We start from the raw sequence: 19513 nt of genomic DNA on the forward strand, positions 1-19513 counted from the left end.
CCAGCGTCTTGCTCCGCAGCGGCCAGAACCGCATCCCGCCTCCACAACCGACGCCTCGGGCGCGTCCCTCGCGAGGCTGGACATCGAAGGTATGGCTCAGCTTAGGAGAACTGTCAAGAACAAAGTGAGAACATACCCTCACCCTACTACGTCATGGCTGGGCTCGTCCCGGTCATCCACATCTTCAAGCAGTTCGCCTCTCTCTGCCCTCATCCTGAGGAGCAGCCGCGAGGCTGCGTCTCGAAGGATCGTCCCGTGCTCGCTGGAGCCTCCTTCGAGACGGTCACTGTGTGACCTCCTCAGGATGAGGCTGGAGGGTTGGACAGCAAAGACGTGGATCCCCGGAACAAGTCCGGGGATGACGAACAGGATGGCAGGACCGGAAGGGTGTCATTCCCGGCCGGAGCGCAGCGGAGGGGAAAGGAATCCATTAGCTCAGCGTCTGTGGGTGGATCCCCTTCCCGGTCCTGCGGACCGCCGGGGATCACACCGGCGTTCTCATCGCTTGTCTTCTCAGTTGGTCAGCATGGCCTTGCACCTCCCACTCTTCACTGCGATTCACACCGATCCTGCCATCAGCAGAGGTGCCGCTGCGGAAGTTGACCACTCAATAAACCTCCATCCTCATAGGCGGGTGCTCACGGTGAGTCGGGATATCTGCGATGGATGTGCTCGTGGTCGGCGGAACGGGGTTTCTGGGTGGGGCGGTGGCGGATGCCGCGCTCGAGGCCGGCCACAGGGTCGCGATCTTCACCCGCGGCCAGACCGTCAATCCGACGATCAGCGCGGGTTTCGAGACGATTGTCGGCGACCGGCACCAGGACCTCTCGGCGCTGAGGGGCCGCAGCTTCGACCTTGTTGTGGACACCTGCGCCTTCGCGCCCGACGCCGTGGCGGGCCTGCTCGATGCGCTCTCCCCGAGCATCGGCCGCTATGCGCTCGTCACGAGCGCGTCCGTCTACGCGGATTTCGCACAGCCCGGCGTGACCGAACAGGCGCCGACCAGCCGCGCCACGCCCGAGCAAATGGACCTCGCGCAATCGCTCCCCTTGGAGCAGCGCTCCAGCGCGGCATCATACGGCACGGCCTATGGCCCGCTGAAACGCGAATGCGAACTGGTGGCGATCGAGCGGCTCGGGGACAGGGCGCTCATTCTCCGGTCGGGCCTTCTGGTGGGCGCGGGCGATTACACGGACCGGCTGACCTATTGGGTGCGCCGTGTGGATCAGGGCGGGCCGATCCCGGCGCCTGGGGATCCGCAGCGGCTCGTTCAGCTCATCGACGTGCGCGATGCCGCGCACTTCATCGTCGAGGGTGCTGAGAAAGGATTAGGCGGGGTTTTCAATCTCACCGGCCGTCCCCTTCCCATGAGTGCCCTGCTCGAATCCTGCCGCCGCGTGGCGGGCTCGGACGCGCGGTTCGTCTGGTGCCCGGATGAGGCGGTTCTGGCCGCGCGACTCGAGCCCTGGAGCGAGGTTCCCCTTTGGCTGCCGCGCTCAGACGAGCCCTTCCGCCATTTTCTGGAGATCGATACGGAAAAGGCCTTCGCACAAGGGCTTCACACCCGGCCGTTGGATGAAACGCTCGAAACCATTCTCGCCTGGGACCGAACCCGCCGTGCCACGCCCCTGAAGGCCGGGATGCCTCCGGAGAAGGAGGCTGCGCTTCTAGCGGCGGTCGAGGCCGACGCGGCTGTCTGACTGGCAGGAAGAGCGATCCTGTTTGGTTACCGATCCGGCATGATCGGCCGCGCACCGCGCAGCACCTGGGTCAACGCATCGGTCATCTGGCCGAGCACCACACGGTCGACGTTCTCCGTGTTGTCGCAGGCCTTGTGATAGCAGGGATCGTAGGGCTGCCCAGCCTGGCCGCCGAACCGCCCGGCATGCTCGTCGCTCTTTGCGTTGCCGGCGCCGGTGAAGAGGCCGAGCGTCGGGATGTTCTTGCCCGCAAAGGCCGCGTCGTCCGAGCCGAAGCCGCGCTGGTTGCGGGAGCGCTCCTCCACCGGCAGGTTCTTGGACTCGAAGTGATCGGTGAAGGCCTGGATGATGCCCGCGGTCTCGGCGGTGCGCTCCGTCTGCGAGAGCTGGATGAACCGCCCGGGATTCACCGAGCCCACCATGTCGAGGTTGATGTAGAACCGGATCCGGCGCCGCTCCTCGTCGGAGAGCGCATCGAGGTGATGGCGCGAGCCGATGAGGCCGCGCTCCTCCGCGCCCCAGAAGGCGAAGCGGACAGGCGGAGCGGTCGCGGGCTCCTTCGCAAGGCGCAGGGCCGTCTCCAGAACGGCCGCCGAGCCGCTGGCATTGTCGTTCATGCCGGGCCCCTCGGAGACGCTGTCGAGATGGGCTCCGACCACCACATAAGGACCGCTCATTTCGCCCCGATCCGCCAGGACGTTCCGGGTGGAACGGGTGCCGGTCTCCACATCGACCTTCAGGCGCACCCGGTTGCGGGATGAGTCCTGAGCCGCCTCGGCAAGCTTGCGTCCGGCCTCGGTGGTCACGCCCAGAACGGGGATCGCCGCCTGCGTGGTCAGGCGCCCGCCGAAGATGCCGGTTTGGTCCCCGGTGCCCTGGTTCATGATGATGAGGCCCGCGGCTCCCGCCGCCTGAGCCTGCTCGGCCTTGGTCTGGAACGGACAGGTGCCGCGACGCACGAGGGCGATGTGGCCTGGGGTGAAGCCTGCGAAATCCTCGCGCTCGCAGCCGCTTGTCGATGCCTGCAGAGGCTCCGCATCGAGGCCGAGATCCACCGCCTGGACGGGCGCCGTCACGTCGCCGGAACCGGAACTCGCCAGGGTGCGCAGCGCGTCGCGGGGCGGCGTGAACGCACCGGGCTCGCTGGGTCCTGCAACGAGAACCGGCGGAGACCGCTCGTCGAAGAAGGGAAAGGTGAAGTCCTCGAACCGCACATTGTAGCCGGCAGCACGCAGCTGATCGGCGACGTATTCGGCAGAGCGGTCATAGCCGGGTGTCCCGGCCGCCCGGTTGCCGCCATTCGCCGTGGCGATGTCCTGCAGGGCCTGGACGTGGCGGAACGGGTCGGTTTGCGTTGCAGAGGCCGGCAGGCCGACATCGGCCCAGGACGATCCTGCGCCTGTCAGGACGATAAAGGCCGCAAGAGCGGTTCGACACGCATTCGGCAGCATACGGGGCACGCGGGGCTCGTTTCCATGACCGCACCTCTTGGTGCGCGTTAGGGAAATCGGGCTTTGCGCACACCGCAACAAGTGCGGCAGCTTGTGCCCTCACACAGACGTGAGACTTCGGGTTCTGACCGCCGCCCTAATGCGCCGCCGCTTCCAGCAGCCGCGCGGCGGCCGCGCGGGCTTCCTCGGTGATGGTCGCGCCGGCGAGCATGCGGGCGATCTCCTCGCGGCGCGGCGTGGCCTCCAGCGGAATGACCCGGGTGGCGACCCGGTCCTTCTCGCCGCGCACCTCCTCCTTGGCGATGAGGAAGTGGCTCTCCGCCTTGGCGGCCACCTGCGGCGCATGGGTCACGGCCATCACCTGGACCTTGCGGGCGAGCCGCGCGAGGCGCTGGCCGATGGCGTCCGCCACGGCGCCGCCGACGCCGGTGTCGATCTCGTCGAAGACCAGGGTCGGGGCCGAGCCCTTGTCGGCCAGCACCACCTTGAGGGCCAGCATGAAGCGCGAAAGCTCGCCGCCCGACGCCACCTTCATGAGCGGGCCGGCGCGGGTGCCGGGATTGGTCTGGGCCCAGAACTCGACGCGCTCGAAGCCACCCGCGTCGCGGCTCGTCTCGTCGGCGGTGATTTCGGTGATGAAGCGCGCCCGCTCCAGCTTGAGCGGCGGCAGCTCGGCCTGCACGGCGGCGTCGAGGGCCTGGGCGGCCTTCCTGCGGCCTGTTGACAGGGCCTTGGCAGCCTTCACATAGGCGGCGTCGGCTTCGCTCAAAGCCTTCTCCAGCCCGGCGAGCTTCTCCTCGCCGGCATCAATGGCGGTCACGTCCTCCTCGAAGCGCTGGCGCAGGGAGGCCAGCTCGTCGGCGGGCACATCGTATTTGCGGGCGGCGGCGCGCAGCGCAAACAGGCGCTCCTCCGTCTGCTCCAGCTCGCGGGGGTCGTACTCGGTGGCGCGGATGGCGTCTTCCAGGGCCGCGCGCGCCTCGTCGATGGCGACCAGCGCGGCGTCGAGGGCCTTGACGCTCGGGTCCACCAGAGCCGGCGCCTGGGCGCCGCGGCGCTCCAGCTTGCGCACGGCGGCGGACAGCTCGTTGACCGGGGATGCGTTGCCGGCCACGACCTCGTAGGCCTCGTTGAGGTCCGTCGCCACCTTCTCCGACTGCATCATGATCACGCGCCGCTCGGCAAGGCTCTCCTCCTCGCCGGCGAGCGGATTGAGCGTGGTCAGCTCCTCGACCGCATGGCGCAGGAAGTCGGCCTCCTTGCGGGCCTTGTCGATGCGCTTGCGATGGTCCTGGAGGGCCGTTCTCGCGTCGCGCACCCTCCGCGCGGCGTCGGACACAGCCTGAACCTCGGACGAGAGGCCGCCGAACGCGTCGAGAATCGCACGATGGGACACGGGATCGACAAGGGCGCGATCGTCGTGCTGGCCGTGGATCTCGACCAGGGTCGCGCCGATGGCCTTGAGCACCTGGACGCTGACCGGCTGGTCGTTGACGAAGGCGCGGGTGCGCCCGTCGGCCACCTGCACGCGGCGCAGGATCAGGTCGCCGTCGATGTCGATATCCGCATCCGCCGCGATGCGGCGGGCCGGATGATCCAGGGGGCAATCGAAGACGGCCGTGACCTGGCCCTGGTTCTCGCCATGGCGCACGAGGCTGCCGTCGCCGCGGCCGCCGAGGGCCAGGGCAAAGGCATCGAGCAGGATCGACTTGCCGGCGCCGGTCTCACCCGTGAGGACGCTCAGGCCCTCATGGAAGTGAAGCTCAAGCCTGTCGATGAGGACGATATCGCGAATCGCCAGCTGGATGAGCATGGATTGTGAGGCTTAGCCCGTCCGCTGACCGACCTGGGGCACGCCGCGGAAAGCCTTGCTGATCCAGGACTGTGAGTCCTCGCGCGGCTCGACGCCGCCCCGCGTCAGCAGGGCGTGGGCGTCCTTGTACCAGGGGGAGTCGGGGAAGTTGTGGCCGAGAACGGCAGCGGCGGTCTGCGCTTCGCCCACGATGCCCATGGCCATATAGGCCTCGGTGAGGCGCTGGAGCGCCTCTTCCACGTGGCGGGTCGTCTGGTAGCGCGCGACCACGGTGCGGAAGCGGTTGATGGCGCCCGCATAGTTGCGCTTCTGCAGGTAGAAGCGGCCGACCTCCAGCTCCTTGCCGGCGAGCTGGTCGCTGGCCACCTGGATCTTCTTGCGGGCGTCGGACACGTACTCAGAGTTCGGATAGCGCTGCACCAGCTCCTGCAGGGCCAGGATGGCGCGCTCGGACTTCTCCTGGTCGCGGGTGATGTCCGGGATCTGGTCGTAATAGGACGAGGCCATCAGATACTGGGCATAGGCCGCATCCGAGGTGTTGGGATAGCTCTGGAGGTAGCGCCGCGAGGCCGTGATAGCCTCGTCATAGAAGCCGCCCTCGTAATTGGCGTAAGCCTCCATGATCAGGCCTTTGCGGGCCCAGTCGGTGTAGGGATACTGCTTGTCGAGGCTGCTGAACTTGGTGACCGCGCCGTCGAAATCGCCCTTCTGCACCCGGGCGAGACCGTCGTTGTAGATCTCTTCGGCCGGCAGGTTGGAGACGATCTCGGGCTTGTAGCTCGTATCCTTCTCGAACGGGTTCAGCGACGAGAGCGTATCGCACCCCGCAAGCCCCAAGCCGCAGACGCCAAGGATCAGGGCGCGGACGGCCGCGCCTTTCATACCCGAATAAGCCTTCGCGAACGACATGCTTCGCGGTCCTCCAAAAACCGTGCCCGATGTTTCAACGGTGCATCAAAGGTTCTTTAGCCCAAGCACGGGGCAAGAGCCAAGCCCATAGCACAGGGTTTACCCAATAGGAATTAAGAAAGCCTGCACGAAATCATGCGGCCAATGGGCGCCTTGAAACGGAAGCTGCCGTAGCGGTGCTTTAAGGAATGATTTCAGTGCACTTCCGGAGCGAAAACCGAAGCGACTGCGCTGCCGATATCGGCATAGCCCGTCTCGCGGCGCGGGGTGGCGTCCACGATGGCGTAGTTGGAGCGGCTCGCGAACAGGGCTTCCAGCACCGAGAAGTTCATGCGGTGGCCGCCGCAATAGGAGCGGTAAGTGCCGAGCAGCGGCAGGCCGGCGAGCGACAAGTCGCCGACGGCGTCGAGGAGCTTGTGCCGGACGAACTCGTCGGCATAGCGCAGGCCTTCCGGGTTCATGATGCCGTCGTCGCCGATGGCCACGGTGTTGTCGAGGGAGGCGCCGAGCGCGAAGCCGGCGCTCCAGAGCTTCTCCACGTCGCGCATGAAGCCGAAGGTGCGGGCGCGGGAGATCTCGCGGCGGAACACCGAGGGGGACAGGTCGATGGCCTTGCGCTGGCGGCCAATGACCGGGGTCGGGAAATCGATCTCCACGTCGAGGCGGAAGGCGCGCTCGTTGGGGAGGAGTTCGGCAAAGGCCCGGCCCTGCGTGACGCGGACGGGCTTGAGAACCTTGATGTAGCGACGGGTGACGCCCTGAGCCGTGATGCCGACCTGGTCGATGGCATCGATGAAGGGCGCCGAGCTGCCGTCGAGGATCGGAACCTCCGGGCCGTCGACCTCGACGAGAACGTTGTCGATGCCGAGGCCGGCCAGAGCCGCCATAAGATGTTCGATGGTGGCGACCGCGCCCGAGTCGCGGTCGCCGATGACCGTGCACAGCTCGGTGGCGGTCACCGCCAGATGCCGAGCATCGATCAGCCGGTCCAGGCCGCCCGGGAGACCCGTGCGGAGGAAAGCAATGCCATGGTTCGCTTCAGCCGGATGAAGGATCATCTTCACTTCATCCCCGGAATGAACTCCGGTTCCAATGAGGGTCACGGCGGCGCGAAGCGTGGTTTGCTGGCTTTGCTTCATAAGTCCTGGACCTCAATTACCCTTGTCGCCTGACAGAGCCTGTTGCGCCGAAGGAAGATGCATTGGCTGCGTTGTGCTTCCCGCGGCAGGCTTCTTGTAGCGGTGCCCCTTTGATGTCAGGCACCATAGTCCCGCTGTATAGCCAGGCCAAATCACGCTTTCTTACCGTGTGTTACAAAGTGGACAAGCCTCAAGCCTTTGACGTTAATAGATTTTTAATGAAGAAGGCCCCCAGCCGGTTAGGGCTGAGGGCCTTTTGTAACAGCTGTAACAGCGCTGCTAGGCTGGCTTAGTTGGCCTGGCGCCGGAGGAAGGCGGGAATCTCCAGCTGATCATCCTCGGAAGTCGCGCGGGGAGCCGGAGCCGGCTGGCCCTGCGGCGGCCGCTGCGCCTGGGCCGGCATGGGCCGGCGGGCGTATTCGGCATGAACCGAGGACATCGGCTGGCGCGGAGCCTCCTGACGGGGCTCGGCGGGGGCCTGCTGCGGCTCCTCGCGGCGGCCGAAGCCGATGGTCGCGAGACGCTGGATCAGCGAGGGCTTGTGCTCCGGGGCCGGCTCCTCACCGCGGCTGGCGCGCAGGGCGACCTGTCCGGGCATGGGCAGCTCGTCGATGCGCGGCATCCGGGCCGGGCGCATGGCGCGCTCCGCCTGCGGCGGGATAAAGGCGCCCTGCTCCATGGGCTCCTCGTAGACAGGCGCCTGAGGGGCCGGAGCCTCGTAGGCAACCGCCTGCCGCGGCTGGGCCGGGGTGAGAACCACGTCGTCGCGCACGATCGGCTGGGGAGCGGGCTCCACAGGCTGGGCCGCGGCCACGGGAGCCGCCATCGGAGCTGGGGCCAGAACGGGCGAGCCCTGGGTCAGGATCGGAGCCGCCTTCACCGGTTCGGCTTGGGCGGCGGAGCGAAAGGTCGGCGTGGCCTGGGTGGCGCGGGCGCGGGCCTCGGCCCGCAGGCGCTCGGCAACCTCGGAGATGCGCTGCTCGGTGGCCGTGAGATCGCCGCCGTTCTCCATGATCGCGTGGTCGATGCCGGTGGCCACGACGGAGACGCGGATGATGCCCTCCAGGCTCTCGTCGAAGGTGGCGCCGAGGATGATGTTGGCATCCTGGTCCACTTCCTCGCGGATGCGGGTGGCGGCTTCGTCGAGTTCGTAGAGGGTGAGGTCGTTGCCGCCCGTGATGGAGATCAGCAGGCCGCGCGCGCCCTTCATCGACACGTCGTCGAGGAGCGGGTTGGCAATCGCCGCTTCAGCGGCACGGATCGCACGCTTCTCGCCGGAGGCTTCGCCCGTGCCCATCATGGCCTTGCCCATGCCGCGCATGACGGAGCGCACATCGGCGAAGTCGAGGTTGATGAGGCCTTCCTTCACCATCAGGTCGGTGATGCAGGCGACGCCCGAGTAGAGCACCTGGTCGGCCATGGCGAAGGCGTCCGCGAAGGTCGTCTTCTCGGTGGCGACCCGGAACAGGTTCTGGTTCGGGATCACGATGAGCGTGTCGACGGCCTGCTGCAGCTCGTTGATGCCGGCTTCCGCCAGCTTCATGCGGCGCACGCCCTCGAACTGGAACGGCTTCGTCACGACGCCGACAGTGAGGATGCCGAGCTCACGGGCCGCGCGGGCCACGACCGGGGCAGCGCCCGTGCCGGTGCCGCCGCCCATGCCGGCGGTGATGAACACCATGTGCGAGCCAGCGAGCTGATCCCGGATCTCGTCGATCACCTCTTCGGCGGCCGCGCGGCCGACTTCCGGCTGCGAGCCGGCGCCGAGGCCTTCTGTGACCTGGATGCCCATCTGGACCACGCGCTGGGCCTTGGAGGAAGCCAGTGCCTGCGCGTCGGTGTTCGACACCACGAACTCGACGCCTTCCAGACCCGATTCAATCATATTGTTCACGGCATTTCCGCCGGCACCGCCGACGCCGAAAACCGTGATATGCGGCCTGAGTTCCCGGATGTCCGGAGCTTGCTGATTGATAGCCATGACCTGTGCCTCTTCTGGCCTTGTAGTGATGAGCGTTTGGCGGACGCTGACCTTGTTTACTTGAACTCTTCACGATGGCCCGCCGCGCCAACGCGTTACTCACTCGAGTGACTTCCAAGAGACCGGAAGTCACTCTTACTTTTTCACCGCATTTTCTGTCGCAAAACCGGAGCCCACTTTTGCGGAAAATGCTCTAGAAACTATCGCGAATCCACCGGCCCATCCGAGAGAAGTAGCCGTCGGTTCCCGTACTCTGGAACAAGCCGCTGGATTGCGGCTCGAAATACTCGATGTGTGCCACCTGCGGATAAACCAGGAGGCCGACCACCGCCGAAAAGGCAGGGCCCTTTGCCGCCTCGGGCAGACCCTTGATGCCGAGCGGACGCCCGACACGAACCTGGCCCTGCAAGATGCGGCGCGCCGTTTCCGGCAGCCCGACGAGCTGGCTTGCGCCGCCCGTCAGCACGACCCGCCGTCCGGCCTGGGCCGCAAAGCCCGCGCCCTTCAACCGGTCGCGCACGAGTTCGAGAACCTCCTCGACCCGCGGCTTGATGATGCGAACGAGGTGCGACTTCGGCAGATGATTCGGAACGTCCCGTTCGTCCTCATCGACCTGCGGCACCGCGATCATGTCCCGGTCATCCGCGCTCGAAGTGATGGCGGAGCCGTAGAAAGTCTTGAGCCGTTCGGCAGCGGACACGCGGGTCGTGAGACCGCGCGCGATGTCCATGGTCACATGGTGACCGCCGACCGCGATGGCATCGGTGTGAACCAGATGCCCGTTGGAGAAGATGCCCACGCTCGTGGTGCCGCCGCCCATGTCGACGACGGCGCAGCCCATGTCGGCTTCATCGTCGACGAGAGCGGAGAGACCCGCTGCATACGGCGTGGCGATCACCGCCTCGACGCCGAGATGGCAGCGCTCGACGGCCAGCATGAGGTTGCGCGCGGCAGCAGCCTCGGACGTCACCACATGCAGATCCGCGCCGAGGCGCTCGCCGATCATGCCGGCAGGATCCACGATGTGATTCTGCGCGTCGAGCGAGAAGCCGGTGGGAAGAGCATGAAGAACGGTGCGGCCGCGGCGCAGATCGTAGCTGGATGCTGCATCGAGCACGCGATGCACATCGTTTTCGCTCACGGCGCCACGCACGGGAACATGCGCCTCGAAATGCTCGGACGCGAGACGCCCGCCGGTGAGATTGACGATCACCGACTGGATCTCGACCTTCGCCATCCGCTCGGCGGCATGCACCGCCTGGCGGATCGCGGCCTCGGCCGATTCCAGATCGACGACCACGCCGCCCTTCAGGCCCATGGACCGCTGATGGCCGATGCCGAGGATGCGCGCCACATGGGTGCGGCTGCGCAATGACTCGACCTCGTCGGCCGGCTTCAGTTCCGCCACCACGCAGACCACCTTGCTCGTTCCCACGTCGAGCACCGAGAGAATGGTGCTCTTGCGTGCGGAGAGTGGCTTCAGGCGAGGCGTCAAACCGTGACCCGAGAGACTCATGTATCGACCCCCTTGCCGCGCATTGGTTTTTTCTTGAGGGCCTCAGCGCGGGCCAAGGCGGCCTCTTCCGTCAAGCGGACGACGACGCGATCCGCCATGCGCAGATCGATCGCCAGCACGTCCTTTTCCAGAATCTTCTGCTCGTGTTCGAGCTTCACGAGACGGGCCAGCGCATCCGCGGCTCCGATCTCCGGCAGGCGCACGTCCATGCCGTTGTCCATCTTCAGCGTCCAGCGCCGCCCGGCGACCAACGTGCCGGCGCGGATGCGCTGCTTCAGCGGGCCGGCTGCCTCGACGAGCGCGAGGTAATCCTTGCTGCGGGCATTGGCGCCCTCGCCCACCACGAAGGGCAGATCGAGATAGCGCTCGTCCTGCATGAGGTCGATCACCGTGCCGTCGGCGGCAACGACGAAAAGCTCGCCGTTGTTCTGCCAGATGGCATGGGCCTCGCGCTCGACCAGCGTGATGACGAGTTCGTTGGGATAGAGCTTGCGCACCGTCGCCGACTTGACCATCGGGACGCGCTCGAGGCGCTCGCGCAGGTCGTTCACGTCGAGGAAGGCGAGCGAGAGTTTGCCGTTGATGCCGCCAGCGGCCAGAACCTCGTTCTCGCCCATCTGCGAAATGCCGGAGATCGTCACCTGTTCGAGGCCTAGGCCCACGGTGCGCGCCAGGGCATGATGCGGCTCACCATGCTGGCGGATGAAATCGTCGATATGGCCGCCCTGCCAGAGGCCGTAGCCGACCACCGCCCAGAAGAAGGCCAGCGTCAGGCCGGTTCCGAGGAAGCGGGGGAGGCGCTGCTCGACCGGAACGGCGGAGGAGCGGCGGCGCACGCTACTGGGGGCGCCGAACAGCTTCCTGATTCGGGAGGGCTGCTTAAACGAGGGGCTGAGCCTCCGGCCTCCGGAGGCAGCGCGCGCAACGGCGAATCCGGCCGGATAGGCCGTCATCGGTTGCAGGTAGCGTCCTCCACCATCCATTGCACAAGCTCGCCAAACGTATAGCCCGCATGGGCTGCCAGTTCTGGCACCAAGCTCGTCTCGGTCATGCCGGGTTGCGTGTTGACTTCAAGAACGACGAGTTCCCCGGTTCCCCCAGGAGTGTCGTCGTACCGCAAGTCGGCGCGGCTGATTCCCCGACAGCCGAGCGCTTGATGCGCCGTTAACGCCAACTCTTGGACCTTTTGGTAAATATTCGGTTTAATTTCTGCCGGGAGGACGTGAATGGAGCCTCCCTTCACATATTTCGCATCGTAATCGTAGAAGACCCCGGTGGCGGGCCGGATGTCGATGACCCCGAGGGCCTTGTCGCCCATCACCGCGCAGGTCAGCTCGCGGCCCGCAACATATGATTCCACAAGGACTTGGTCGCCGAACGACCAGTCCTCGCGGGTCAGTTCCTGGGGTGGATGGGAGCGGTCCTCGCGGACGATGATGACCCCATAGGACGAGCCCTCGCTGATGGGCTTGATCACGTAGGGCGCCGGCAGGACGTGGCTTTTCGCCGCCTCGAAACGGTTAACGACCAGCCCTTTGGGAACCGGCACGCCGGCCGATTCCATAACGATTTTCGCCTTGTCCTTCTGCATGGCGAGCGCCGAGGCGAGGACGCCGGAATGGGTGTAGGGAATTCTTAAGAGTTCCAGCAGGCCCTGAATGGTCCCGTCTTCCCCCACCCGCCCGTGCAGCGCATTGAACACCACGTCCGGCGCAACTGCCTGGAGAACGGTGGCAATATCGGATTGCACGTCGATGGGAGTGACCTTGTAGCCCTGCTCTTCCAGGGCCTTGCAGCAGGCTCGGCCCGACGCCAGGCTGACCTCGCGCTCCGCCGACCAGCCGCCATAAAGGATGGCAACATGCTTCGCCATGGGTCTCTCCTGTCATGCGACCCGGACACCAGGTCAAAAAGTGATTCGAGTTACGACTTGGCCAGTCCGACCCGCTTGATCTCCCATTCGAGCTCCACGCCCGACATTTCGCGGACGCGGCGGCGGACCTCTTCGCCTAGGCCCTCGATATCGGCCGCGGAGGCGGAGCCGTGGTTGATCAGGAAGTTGCAGTGCATCTCGGACACCTGGGCATCGCCCACGCGCAAGCCCCGGCAGCCGGCGGCATCGACCAGTTCCCAAGCCTTCCTGCCCGGCGGGTTCTTGAAGGTGGATCCACCCGTGCGGGTGTTGACCGGCTGGGTCGAGGAGCGCGCTTCGGTGATGGCGTTCATCTCGGCCAGGATTTCTTCCGGATTGCCGGGACGGCCCTCGAACAGCGCCTCAGTGAAGATCACGTTGTCCGGCACGGAAGAATGGCGGTAGGTGAAGCCCATCTGCGCATTGGTGAAGCTCACCGCCTCGCCCGTGCGCGTGAGGCCCTTGGCCTCGACGAGCACATCCTTGGTCTCGCCGCCATAGGCGCCGCCATTCATGCGCAAGGCCCCGCCGATGGCGCCGGGAATGCCCCGCAGGAACGACAGGCCCGCGATGCCGGCCTCGGCGGCTGCGCGCGCCACCTTCACGTCGGGAGCGCCTGCTCCGGCGCGCACGCGCAGGTCCGGCTCGATGGAGACTTCGGCAAAGCCCTTGCCGAGACGAATCACCACCCCCTCGAACCCGCCGTCGCGGATGAGAAGGTTGGAGCCGAGACCCACCACGAGGACCGGCACGCCGCGGTCGAGGCGCTGCAGAAAGTAAGCGAGATCATTCGCGTCCACCGGCGTGAACAGCACCTGCGCCGGGCCACCCGTGCGGAACCAGGAGAGCGGCGCCGTCGGCGCATTCGCCTCCAGCTTGCCGCGCAGCTCCGGCATGCGGGCCTTCAGGTCGGCGGTGATATCGGCAAACATCAAGCGGCCTTCTCGCCGAGATGCTCGAGTTCACCCGGCAGGGCATAGGCCCATTGCGTGATGTTGCCGGCCCCGAGGCAAATCACGTAATCGCCCGGCTTTGCCACGCCCTTGACGAGGTTGGCGAGATCCTCGGACTTTTCGAGCGCCATCACGTTGCGGTGTCCGCGGGCTTTCAGGCCCGACACGAGGCCGTCGCGGTCGGCACCCGGAATCGGCTGCTCGCCTGCCGCATAAACCGGCGCGACGATGACCGCATCCGCATCGTTGAAGCAGGTGCAGAACTGGTCGAACAGGGACGACAGGCGCGAATAGCGGTGCGGCTGCACCACGGCGATCACCTGCCCGTCCGTGGACGCACGCGCGGCTTTGAGCACCGCGGCGATCTCGATGGGATGGTGGCCGTAATCGTCGAACACCGTCACCCCGTTCCATTCGCCCGTGCGGGTGAAGCGGCGCTTCACGCCGCCGAAGCCCGCGAGCGCCTTGCGGATCGCATCGGGCGAGACGCCGAGCTCGTGCGCCACCGCAATCGCCGCCGTGGCATTGAGCGCATTGTGCGCGCCGGGCATCGGGAGCACGAGGTCTTCGAGCTCGAGGCGGAAGCCCGGGCGGCGGTCGCGGATCATCACGCGGAACTTGGTCTGCCCGCCGCGCGGATCGACATCCATGATGCGCACATCGGCCTGCGGATTCTCGCCGTAGGTGATGATGCGGCGGTCCTCGATGCGGCCCACGAGGTCCTGCACGGTCGGATGGTCGATGCACATCACGGCAAAGCCGTAGAACGGGATCGAATTGATGAAGGAGTGGAAGGAATCCTTGATCGCGTCGAAGGTGCCGAAATGGTCGAGATGCTCGGCGTCGATGTTGGTGACAATCGCCACATCCGCCGGGAGCTTCAGGAAGGTGCCGTCGGATTCATCCGCCTCCACCACCATCCACTGGCCGTCGCCCATGCGGGCATTGGTGCCATAGGCGTTGATGATGCCGCCGTTGATCACTGTGGGGTCGAGGCCGCCCGCATCGAGCAGCGTGGCGACGAGCGAGGTCGTGGTGGTCTTGCCGTGGGTGCCGGCGACTGCCACGCAGGACTTGAAGCGCATGAGCTCGGCCAGCATCTCGGCGCGGCGCACCACCGGCAGCCGCTTCTCGCGGGCGACGACCAGTTCCGGGTTGTCGCGCTTGATGGCGGTGGAGACCACGACGATCTCGGCATCCTCCACGTTCTCGGCCTTGTGGCCGATGAAGGTCTTGATGCCTTTGTCGGCCAGGCGCTTGACGTTGTAGTTGTCGGCCGCATCCGAGCCCTGAACCGTATAGCCCAGATTGTGCATGACCTCGGCGATGCCCGACATGCCGATGCCGCCGATGCCGATGAAGTGAATGGGTCCAAGCTTCGGCGGCAGTTTCATGGGCTTATTCCGTTACGATCTGAAGAAATGAGGGTGCGCACGGCCTGAGCCAGGCGCTCGGCCGCATCCGTGATGCTGGCGCTATGTGCGGCGGCGGCGGCCTGGGTCAAGCGGTCAGGCTCTTGAAAATAGGCTTGAATCTCGCCGGCCAGCCGCTCAGGGGTGAAGTCCGATTGCGGGCAAACGATGGCAGCGCCCAGATCCCCGAGGGTCTTGGCATTGGCCGCTTGGTCCTGATCGAGGGAGCCCGGCAGGGGCACGAGGATCGAGGGACGGCCGATCACGGCAAGCTCCGCCACGGTCGAGGCGCCGGAGCGGGAGACCACGAGATGAGCCTGGGCCAGCCGATGCGGCAGGTCCTTGAAGAAGGGCTCGGCCTCGAATTCCACATTCAGGCGCTGGTAATGGGCAACAACCCGCTCAAGGTCCTCGCCCCTCGCCTGCTGGGTGATGACGACGCGGGCACGGAGGGCGGCAGGCAGCTTCTCGATGGCGGGCGGCACCACGTCGCTCATGACCCGGGCGCCCTGGCTGCCGCCGACCACGAGGAGACGGAGTTTGCCATTGGGTTCAAGCGGCGCATAAGCCTGCTTCGCCGCCTCCAGCACCGCTGGGCGGATCGGATTGCCAGTATGAATCGTCTTGCCCGAGACATTGGCAGGGATACCCTTGATGCCGGCAAAGCCTGTGGCGATCACGGTGGCGCGGCGGGCGAGCAGGCGGTTGGCCCGGCCCATCACGCCGTTCGCCTCGTGGATCACCGTCGGGACCTTGAGGAGCGAGGCGGCGATGACCGGCGGCACGGTGGGATAGCCGCCGAAGCCCACGACCACCGCGGGCTTCATCCGGCGGATCGCCGCCATGGATTGCAGGGTCCCCTGCCCGAGCATCAGGGCGGCCTTCGCCATATGCGGGATGGAGCGGCCCGACGGGGTGGCGGATGGGATCTCTACGATCTCGTCGGCTGGGAACGAGCCGGCATAGGCGTTGGCGCGCTTGTCGGTAGCAAGCGCCACCCTGGCGCCGGACGCCTTCAAGGCATTGGCGAGGGCCTCGGCCGGAAAGAGATGACCGCCGGTGCCGCCGGCGGTCAGGAGGATGAGAGGAGCGTTCATCTTCAAAGTCGATCCTGGCCGAAATGGTCCATCATCTCGGCGCGCGGACGACGCCGCGTGAGCGCGATGAGGAAGCCCATGCCGAGCGCCAGCGACAAGAGCGAGGAGCCGCCATAGGAGATGAAGGGCAGCGTCATGCCCTTGGCCGGCATGAGGTGCACGTTCACCATCATGTTGATGCAGGCCTGCAGGCCGAACATGAAGATGAGGCCCGTGGCGGCCAGCCGGCAGAAGGTGTCCTCGTTGCGGCGCGCGAGCGTGAGGCCGCGCAGCACGATGAAGGCGAAGACCATGAGCAGCGCAATGCACACCACGATGCCGAACTCCTCTGCCGTGACGGCGAAGATGAAGTCGGTATGCGCGTCGGGCAGGATGCGCTTGACCGAGCCTTCGCCCGGACCACGCCCAAGCCAGCCGCCGCGAGAGAACGACTCCATGGCGGTGTCGACCTGGAACGTGTCACCGGAATCCTTGTCCAAGAAGCGCTCGATGCGGGCGCGCACGTGCGGCAGGAACTGATAGGCTGCGCCGATGCCGAGGAGCCCTGCACCACCGAGGCCCATGACCCAGAACCAGTGCAGTCCGGCGACGAAGAACAGGCCGCACCACACGATGGTGACGAGCATGGTCTGGCCGAAATCAGGCTGCAGGATGAGCGGGATGATGGTGGCGGGCAGGAGCAGGAAGGCCATGAGCGTGCCAGGAACGTCCTTGCGCCGCGCCCCTTCCGAGAAGGCCCAGGCCGAGAGCACCACGAAGGCGGGCTTCACGAACTCGGACGGCTGAAGGCCGAGCGGGCCGATCATGATCCAGCGATGGGCGCCCTTGATCTCAGGCCCATACTGGAAAGCCAGCAGGATCAGCACCATGCCGAGCGCATAGACGATGAGGGCGAGCCGCCGCAGGTGGCGCAGGGACAAGAACGACACCGTGATGATGATGAACAGGGCGGGGATAAGGAACATCACCTGCCGGTTCACGAAGTGGAACGTGGAAAGCCCAAGCCGCTCCGCCACCGGCGGGCCGCCCGCCATGAGAAAGACGAGGCCTGCCAGCATGAGGATGGCGAGACCTGCGAGAAGCGAACGGTCGACCGTCCACCACCAATCACCGAAAGCCGAGCGTTCCGCGCGTGACACCATCTTCAAGCCCCCTTGGCTTCGATGCCGGGTAATGCCCGGACCAGATCGCGGAAATGGTTTCCGCGTACTTCGTAATTGGGAAATTGATCGTAGGACGCGCAGGCCGGCGACAGCAGCACAACAGCGTGGGCGCCAAGCGTCTGCGCGTCGGAGGCCGCCTGCTCCACGGCTTTGTCGAGGGTGCCGCAATGGACGTGCGGAACGTCGGAGCCAAGCGTTTTTGCAAACTCGTCCGAGGCTGCGCCGATGAGATAGGCCTTGCGGATCTTCGGGAAGTATTCCTTCAGCGGCTCGATGCCGCCTTCCTTCGCCTTGCCGCCGAGGATCCAGAAGATGTCGTCGAAGGACTTCAGCGCTTTCTCGGTGGAATCCGCATTGGTCGCCTTAGAATCGTTGATAAAGAGAGCATCGCCGATGCGGCCGACCTCCTCCATGCGGTGCGGCAGGCCAGGGAAGGTGTGGAGACCGGAGCGGATCTCGTCCGGAGAAACATTCAGCGCCAGGGCTATGGCAACAGCCGCAGCGGCGTTCTGGGCATTATGGGCGCCGCGCAGCGAGCCGATGCCCGATAGATTGGCCACCGAAGCGGCATCGTCCCCGGTTACGCCGACCAGGGTTTCGCCATCCGCGAAGACGCCCTTCACGTGTAGCGGCTCGACCGAGACCCGGGCGACGTTCACGCCCTGGGCTTCGCAGCGCTCGGCGATCGCGCGGCTCATCGGATCGTCGACGCCGATGACGGCGAGGCCTGCCTTCGCCACCAGCCGCTCCTTAATCGCCGCATAGAGTTCCATCGTCCCGTGCCGGTCGATATGATCGGGCGAGAGATTGAGATGGACGCCGATGGTGGGCGCGAGCGAAGGCGCAAGGTCGATCTGGAACGACGAGCATTCGACGACATGGATGCGTCGGTCGGAGGGCGGCTCGAGCGACAGGATCGCCGTGCCGATATTGCCACCCATCTGCACGTCGCGGCCGGCTTCACACAGGATATGTGCAATGAGCGCGGTCGTGGTGGACTTGCCGTTGGTGCCGGTGATGGCGACGAACGGCGCGTTTGGGGCGATTTTCGCACGCTCGCGGCAGAACAGCTCGATATCGCCGATGATCTCGACGCCAGCCTCACGCGCCAGCTTTGCCGACCAGTGCGGCTCGGGGTGGGTGAGCGGCACGCCGGGCGAGAGGATGAAGGACGAAAACTGCGACCAGTCGGCTTGGCGCAGGTCGGCGGTCTCGATGCCTTTTGCTCCAGCTTCCGCCATCTTGGCCGGGTTGTCGTCGCAGGCAATCACCCGTGCCCCGCCCTCCTTCAGGGCAAGCGCCGTCGCCAGCCCCGAGCCACCCAGGCCGAAGAGAGCAACCGTTTTGCCTACAAAGGAGGTGACGGGTGTCATGCGTCTTACCGGAGTTTCAGGGTGGCAAGGCCGGTGAGCGCGAGCACGACGGCGATGATCCAGAAGCGGATCACCACCTGCGGCTCGGTCCAGCCCAGCTGCTCGAAATGGTGGTGGATCGGCGCCATCTTGAAGACGCGCTTGCCGGTGAGCTTGAACGAAGTGACCTGGATAATCACGGACAGGATCTCCAGCACGAACAGGCCGCCCACGATGGCGAGCACGATCTCGTGCTTGGCCGCGACCGCGATGGCGCCGAGCATGCCGCCAAGCGCCAGCGAACCCGTGTCGCCCATGAAGATCTGAGCCGGCGGCGCATTGAACCAGAGGAAGCCGAGGCCTGCGCCGATCAGCGCGCCGCAGAGCACGGCAAGCTCGCCGGTGCCGGGCACGAAATGGATCTGCAGGTAGTTGGAGAACACCGCGTTGCCGGACAGGTAGGCGATGAAGCCGAAGGTGCCGGCTGCGATCATCACGGGGACGATGGCAAGCCCGTCGAGCCCGTCGGTGATGTTCACCGCATTGCCGGCGCCGACGATCACGAACCCGGCGAAGATCACGTAGAACCAGCCGAGATTGATGATCAGGTCCTTCGAGAAGGGCAGCGCCAGCTTGTTCGCCAATCCCGGCGTGGCCATGTAGGAGATCGCCAGGCAGGCCACAACGGCGATCAGCGCCTCGATGGTGAGACGCGAGCGGCCGGAAAAGCCTTTGTGCGACTGCTTCGTGACCTTCAGGTAATCGTCATAGAAGCCGATGGCGCCGAAGCCCACGGTGACGAACAGCACGATCCACACATAGTGGTTTTCGAGGTTCGCCCAGAGCAGGGTCGAGACCAAGACGCCCGCGAGGATCATCAGGCCGCCCATGGTGGGGGTGCCGCGCTTCGTCAGCAGGTGCGATTGCGGCCCATCCTCGCGGATCGGCTGCCCCTTGCCCTGGCGCACGCGCAGCAGCGAGATGATCGCCGGGCCGAACAGGAACACGAACAGCATGCCGGTCGCGGTCGCGCCCCCGGTGCGGAACGTGATGTAGCGGAAGATGTTGAGGGGGCTGAAATAGGGGCTGAGCTCAGCCAACCAGGTTAACATCGA

Annotated in this window: 15 protein-coding genes; 1 reads left to right on the forward strand and 14 read right to left on the reverse strand. The window is 65.9% G+C overall.

What is annotated here, in order from left to right:
* Window positions 1-662: 662 nt before the first annotated feature.
* The gene (locus JQC81_RS23725; RefSeq protein ID WP_203274277.1) at window positions 663-1700 is read left to right on the forward strand and encodes an NAD-dependent epimerase/dehydratase family protein; all 1038 of its coding nucleotides are present in this window, start codon (window positions 663-665) and stop codon (window positions 1698-1700) included.
* A 26-nt stretch (window positions 1701-1726) separates the two neighbouring features.
* Here the strand turns inward: JQC81_RS23725 and JQC81_RS23730 are convergent, their stop codons facing one another.
* The 14 genes from JQC81_RS23730 to mraY form a co-directional block, all read right to left on the reverse strand.
* A complete protein-coding gene (locus JQC81_RS23730) occupies window positions 1727-3151 on the reverse strand; it encodes a M20/M25/M40 family metallo-hydrolase (protein ID WP_246520629.1) in 1425 nt (474 codons plus the stop codon).
* 136 nt (window positions 3152-3287) lie between these two features.
* Window positions 3288-4964: a DNA repair protein RecN gene (gene recN, locus JQC81_RS23735; RefSeq protein ID WP_203274279.1), complete on the reverse strand. Its 1677-nt coding sequence runs from the start codon at window positions 4962-4964 to the stop codon at window positions 3288-3290.
* Between the two features lie 12 nt (window positions 4965-4976).
* Window positions 4977-5873, reverse strand: coding sequence for an outer membrane protein assembly factor BamD (locus JQC81_RS23740; protein WP_203274280.1), 897 nt, complete (start codon window positions 5871-5873; stop codon window positions 4977-4979).
* A 194-nt stretch (window positions 5874-6067) separates the two neighbouring features.
* On the reverse strand, window positions 6068-7012 hold the full coding sequence (gene lpxC / locus JQC81_RS23745; RefSeq protein WP_203274281.1) for a UDP-3-O-acyl-N-acetylglucosamine deacetylase: 945 nt from the start codon (window positions 7010-7012) through the stop codon (window positions 6068-6070).
* A gap of 289 nt (window positions 7013-7301) precedes the next feature.
* A complete protein-coding gene (ftsZ, locus tag JQC81_RS23750) occupies window positions 7302-8993 on the reverse strand; it encodes a cell division protein FtsZ (RefSeq protein ID WP_203274282.1) in 1692 nt (563 codons plus the stop codon).
* Between the two features lie 193 nt (window positions 8994-9186).
* Entirely contained in the window at window positions 9187-10509 is a 1323-nt protein-coding gene (gene ftsA / locus JQC81_RS23755) for a cell division protein FtsA (RefSeq protein WP_203274283.1), read from the reverse strand.
* Window positions 10506-11492, reverse strand: coding sequence for a cell division protein FtsQ/DivIB (locus JQC81_RS23760; protein WP_203274284.1), 987 nt, complete (start codon window positions 11490-11492; stop codon window positions 10506-10508). Before JQC81_RS23760 ends, ftsA begins: the two co-directional genes overlap by 4 nt.
* Window positions 11459-12382, reverse strand: coding sequence for a D-alanine--D-alanine ligase (locus JQC81_RS23765; RefSeq protein ID WP_203274285.1), 924 nt, complete (start codon window positions 12380-12382; stop codon window positions 11459-11461). The genes JQC81_RS23760 and JQC81_RS23765 overlap by 34 nt, the downstream gene beginning before the upstream one ends.
* A 50-nt stretch (window positions 12383-12432) precedes the next feature.
* A complete protein-coding gene (gene murB, locus JQC81_RS23770; protein ID WP_246520628.1) occupies window positions 12433-13353 on the reverse strand; it encodes a UDP-N-acetylmuramate dehydrogenase in 921 nt (306 codons plus the stop codon).
* Window positions 13353-14768, reverse strand: a complete 1416-nt coding sequence (gene murC, locus JQC81_RS23775) for a UDP-N-acetylmuramate--L-alanine ligase (RefSeq protein ID WP_203274287.1) — start codon at window positions 14766-14768, stop codon at window positions 13353-13355. The genes murB and murC overlap by 1 nt, the downstream gene beginning before the upstream one ends.
* A complete protein-coding gene (gene murG / locus JQC81_RS23780) occupies window positions 14765-15883 on the reverse strand; it encodes an undecaprenyldiphospho-muramoylpentapeptide beta-N-acetylglucosaminyltransferase (RefSeq protein WP_376772445.1) in 1119 nt (372 codons plus the stop codon). Before murG ends, murC begins: the two co-directional genes overlap by 4 nt.
* Window positions 15884-15885: 2 nt before the next feature.
* A complete protein-coding gene (locus tag JQC81_RS23785; protein WP_203274289.1) occupies window positions 15886-17025 on the reverse strand; it encodes an FtsW/RodA/SpoVE family cell cycle protein in 1140 nt (379 codons plus the stop codon).
* Between the two features lie 2 nt (window positions 17026-17027).
* On the reverse strand, window positions 17028-18419 hold the full coding sequence (gene murD, locus JQC81_RS23790; protein ID WP_203274290.1) for a UDP-N-acetylmuramoyl-L-alanine--D-glutamate ligase: 1392 nt from the start codon (window positions 18417-18419) through the stop codon (window positions 17028-17030).
* 5 nt (window positions 18420-18424) lie between these two features.
* Window positions 18425-19510: a phospho-N-acetylmuramoyl-pentapeptide-transferase gene (mraY, locus tag JQC81_RS23795; RefSeq protein WP_203274291.1), complete on the reverse strand. Its 1086-nt coding sequence runs from the start codon at window positions 19508-19510 to the stop codon at window positions 18425-18427.
* Window positions 19511-19513: the final 3 nt, after the last annotated feature.

The organism is Microvirga arabica (assembly GCF_016811235.1).
GTDB lineage: Bacteria > Pseudomonadota > Alphaproteobacteria > Rhizobiales > Beijerinckiaceae > Microvirga > Microvirga arabica.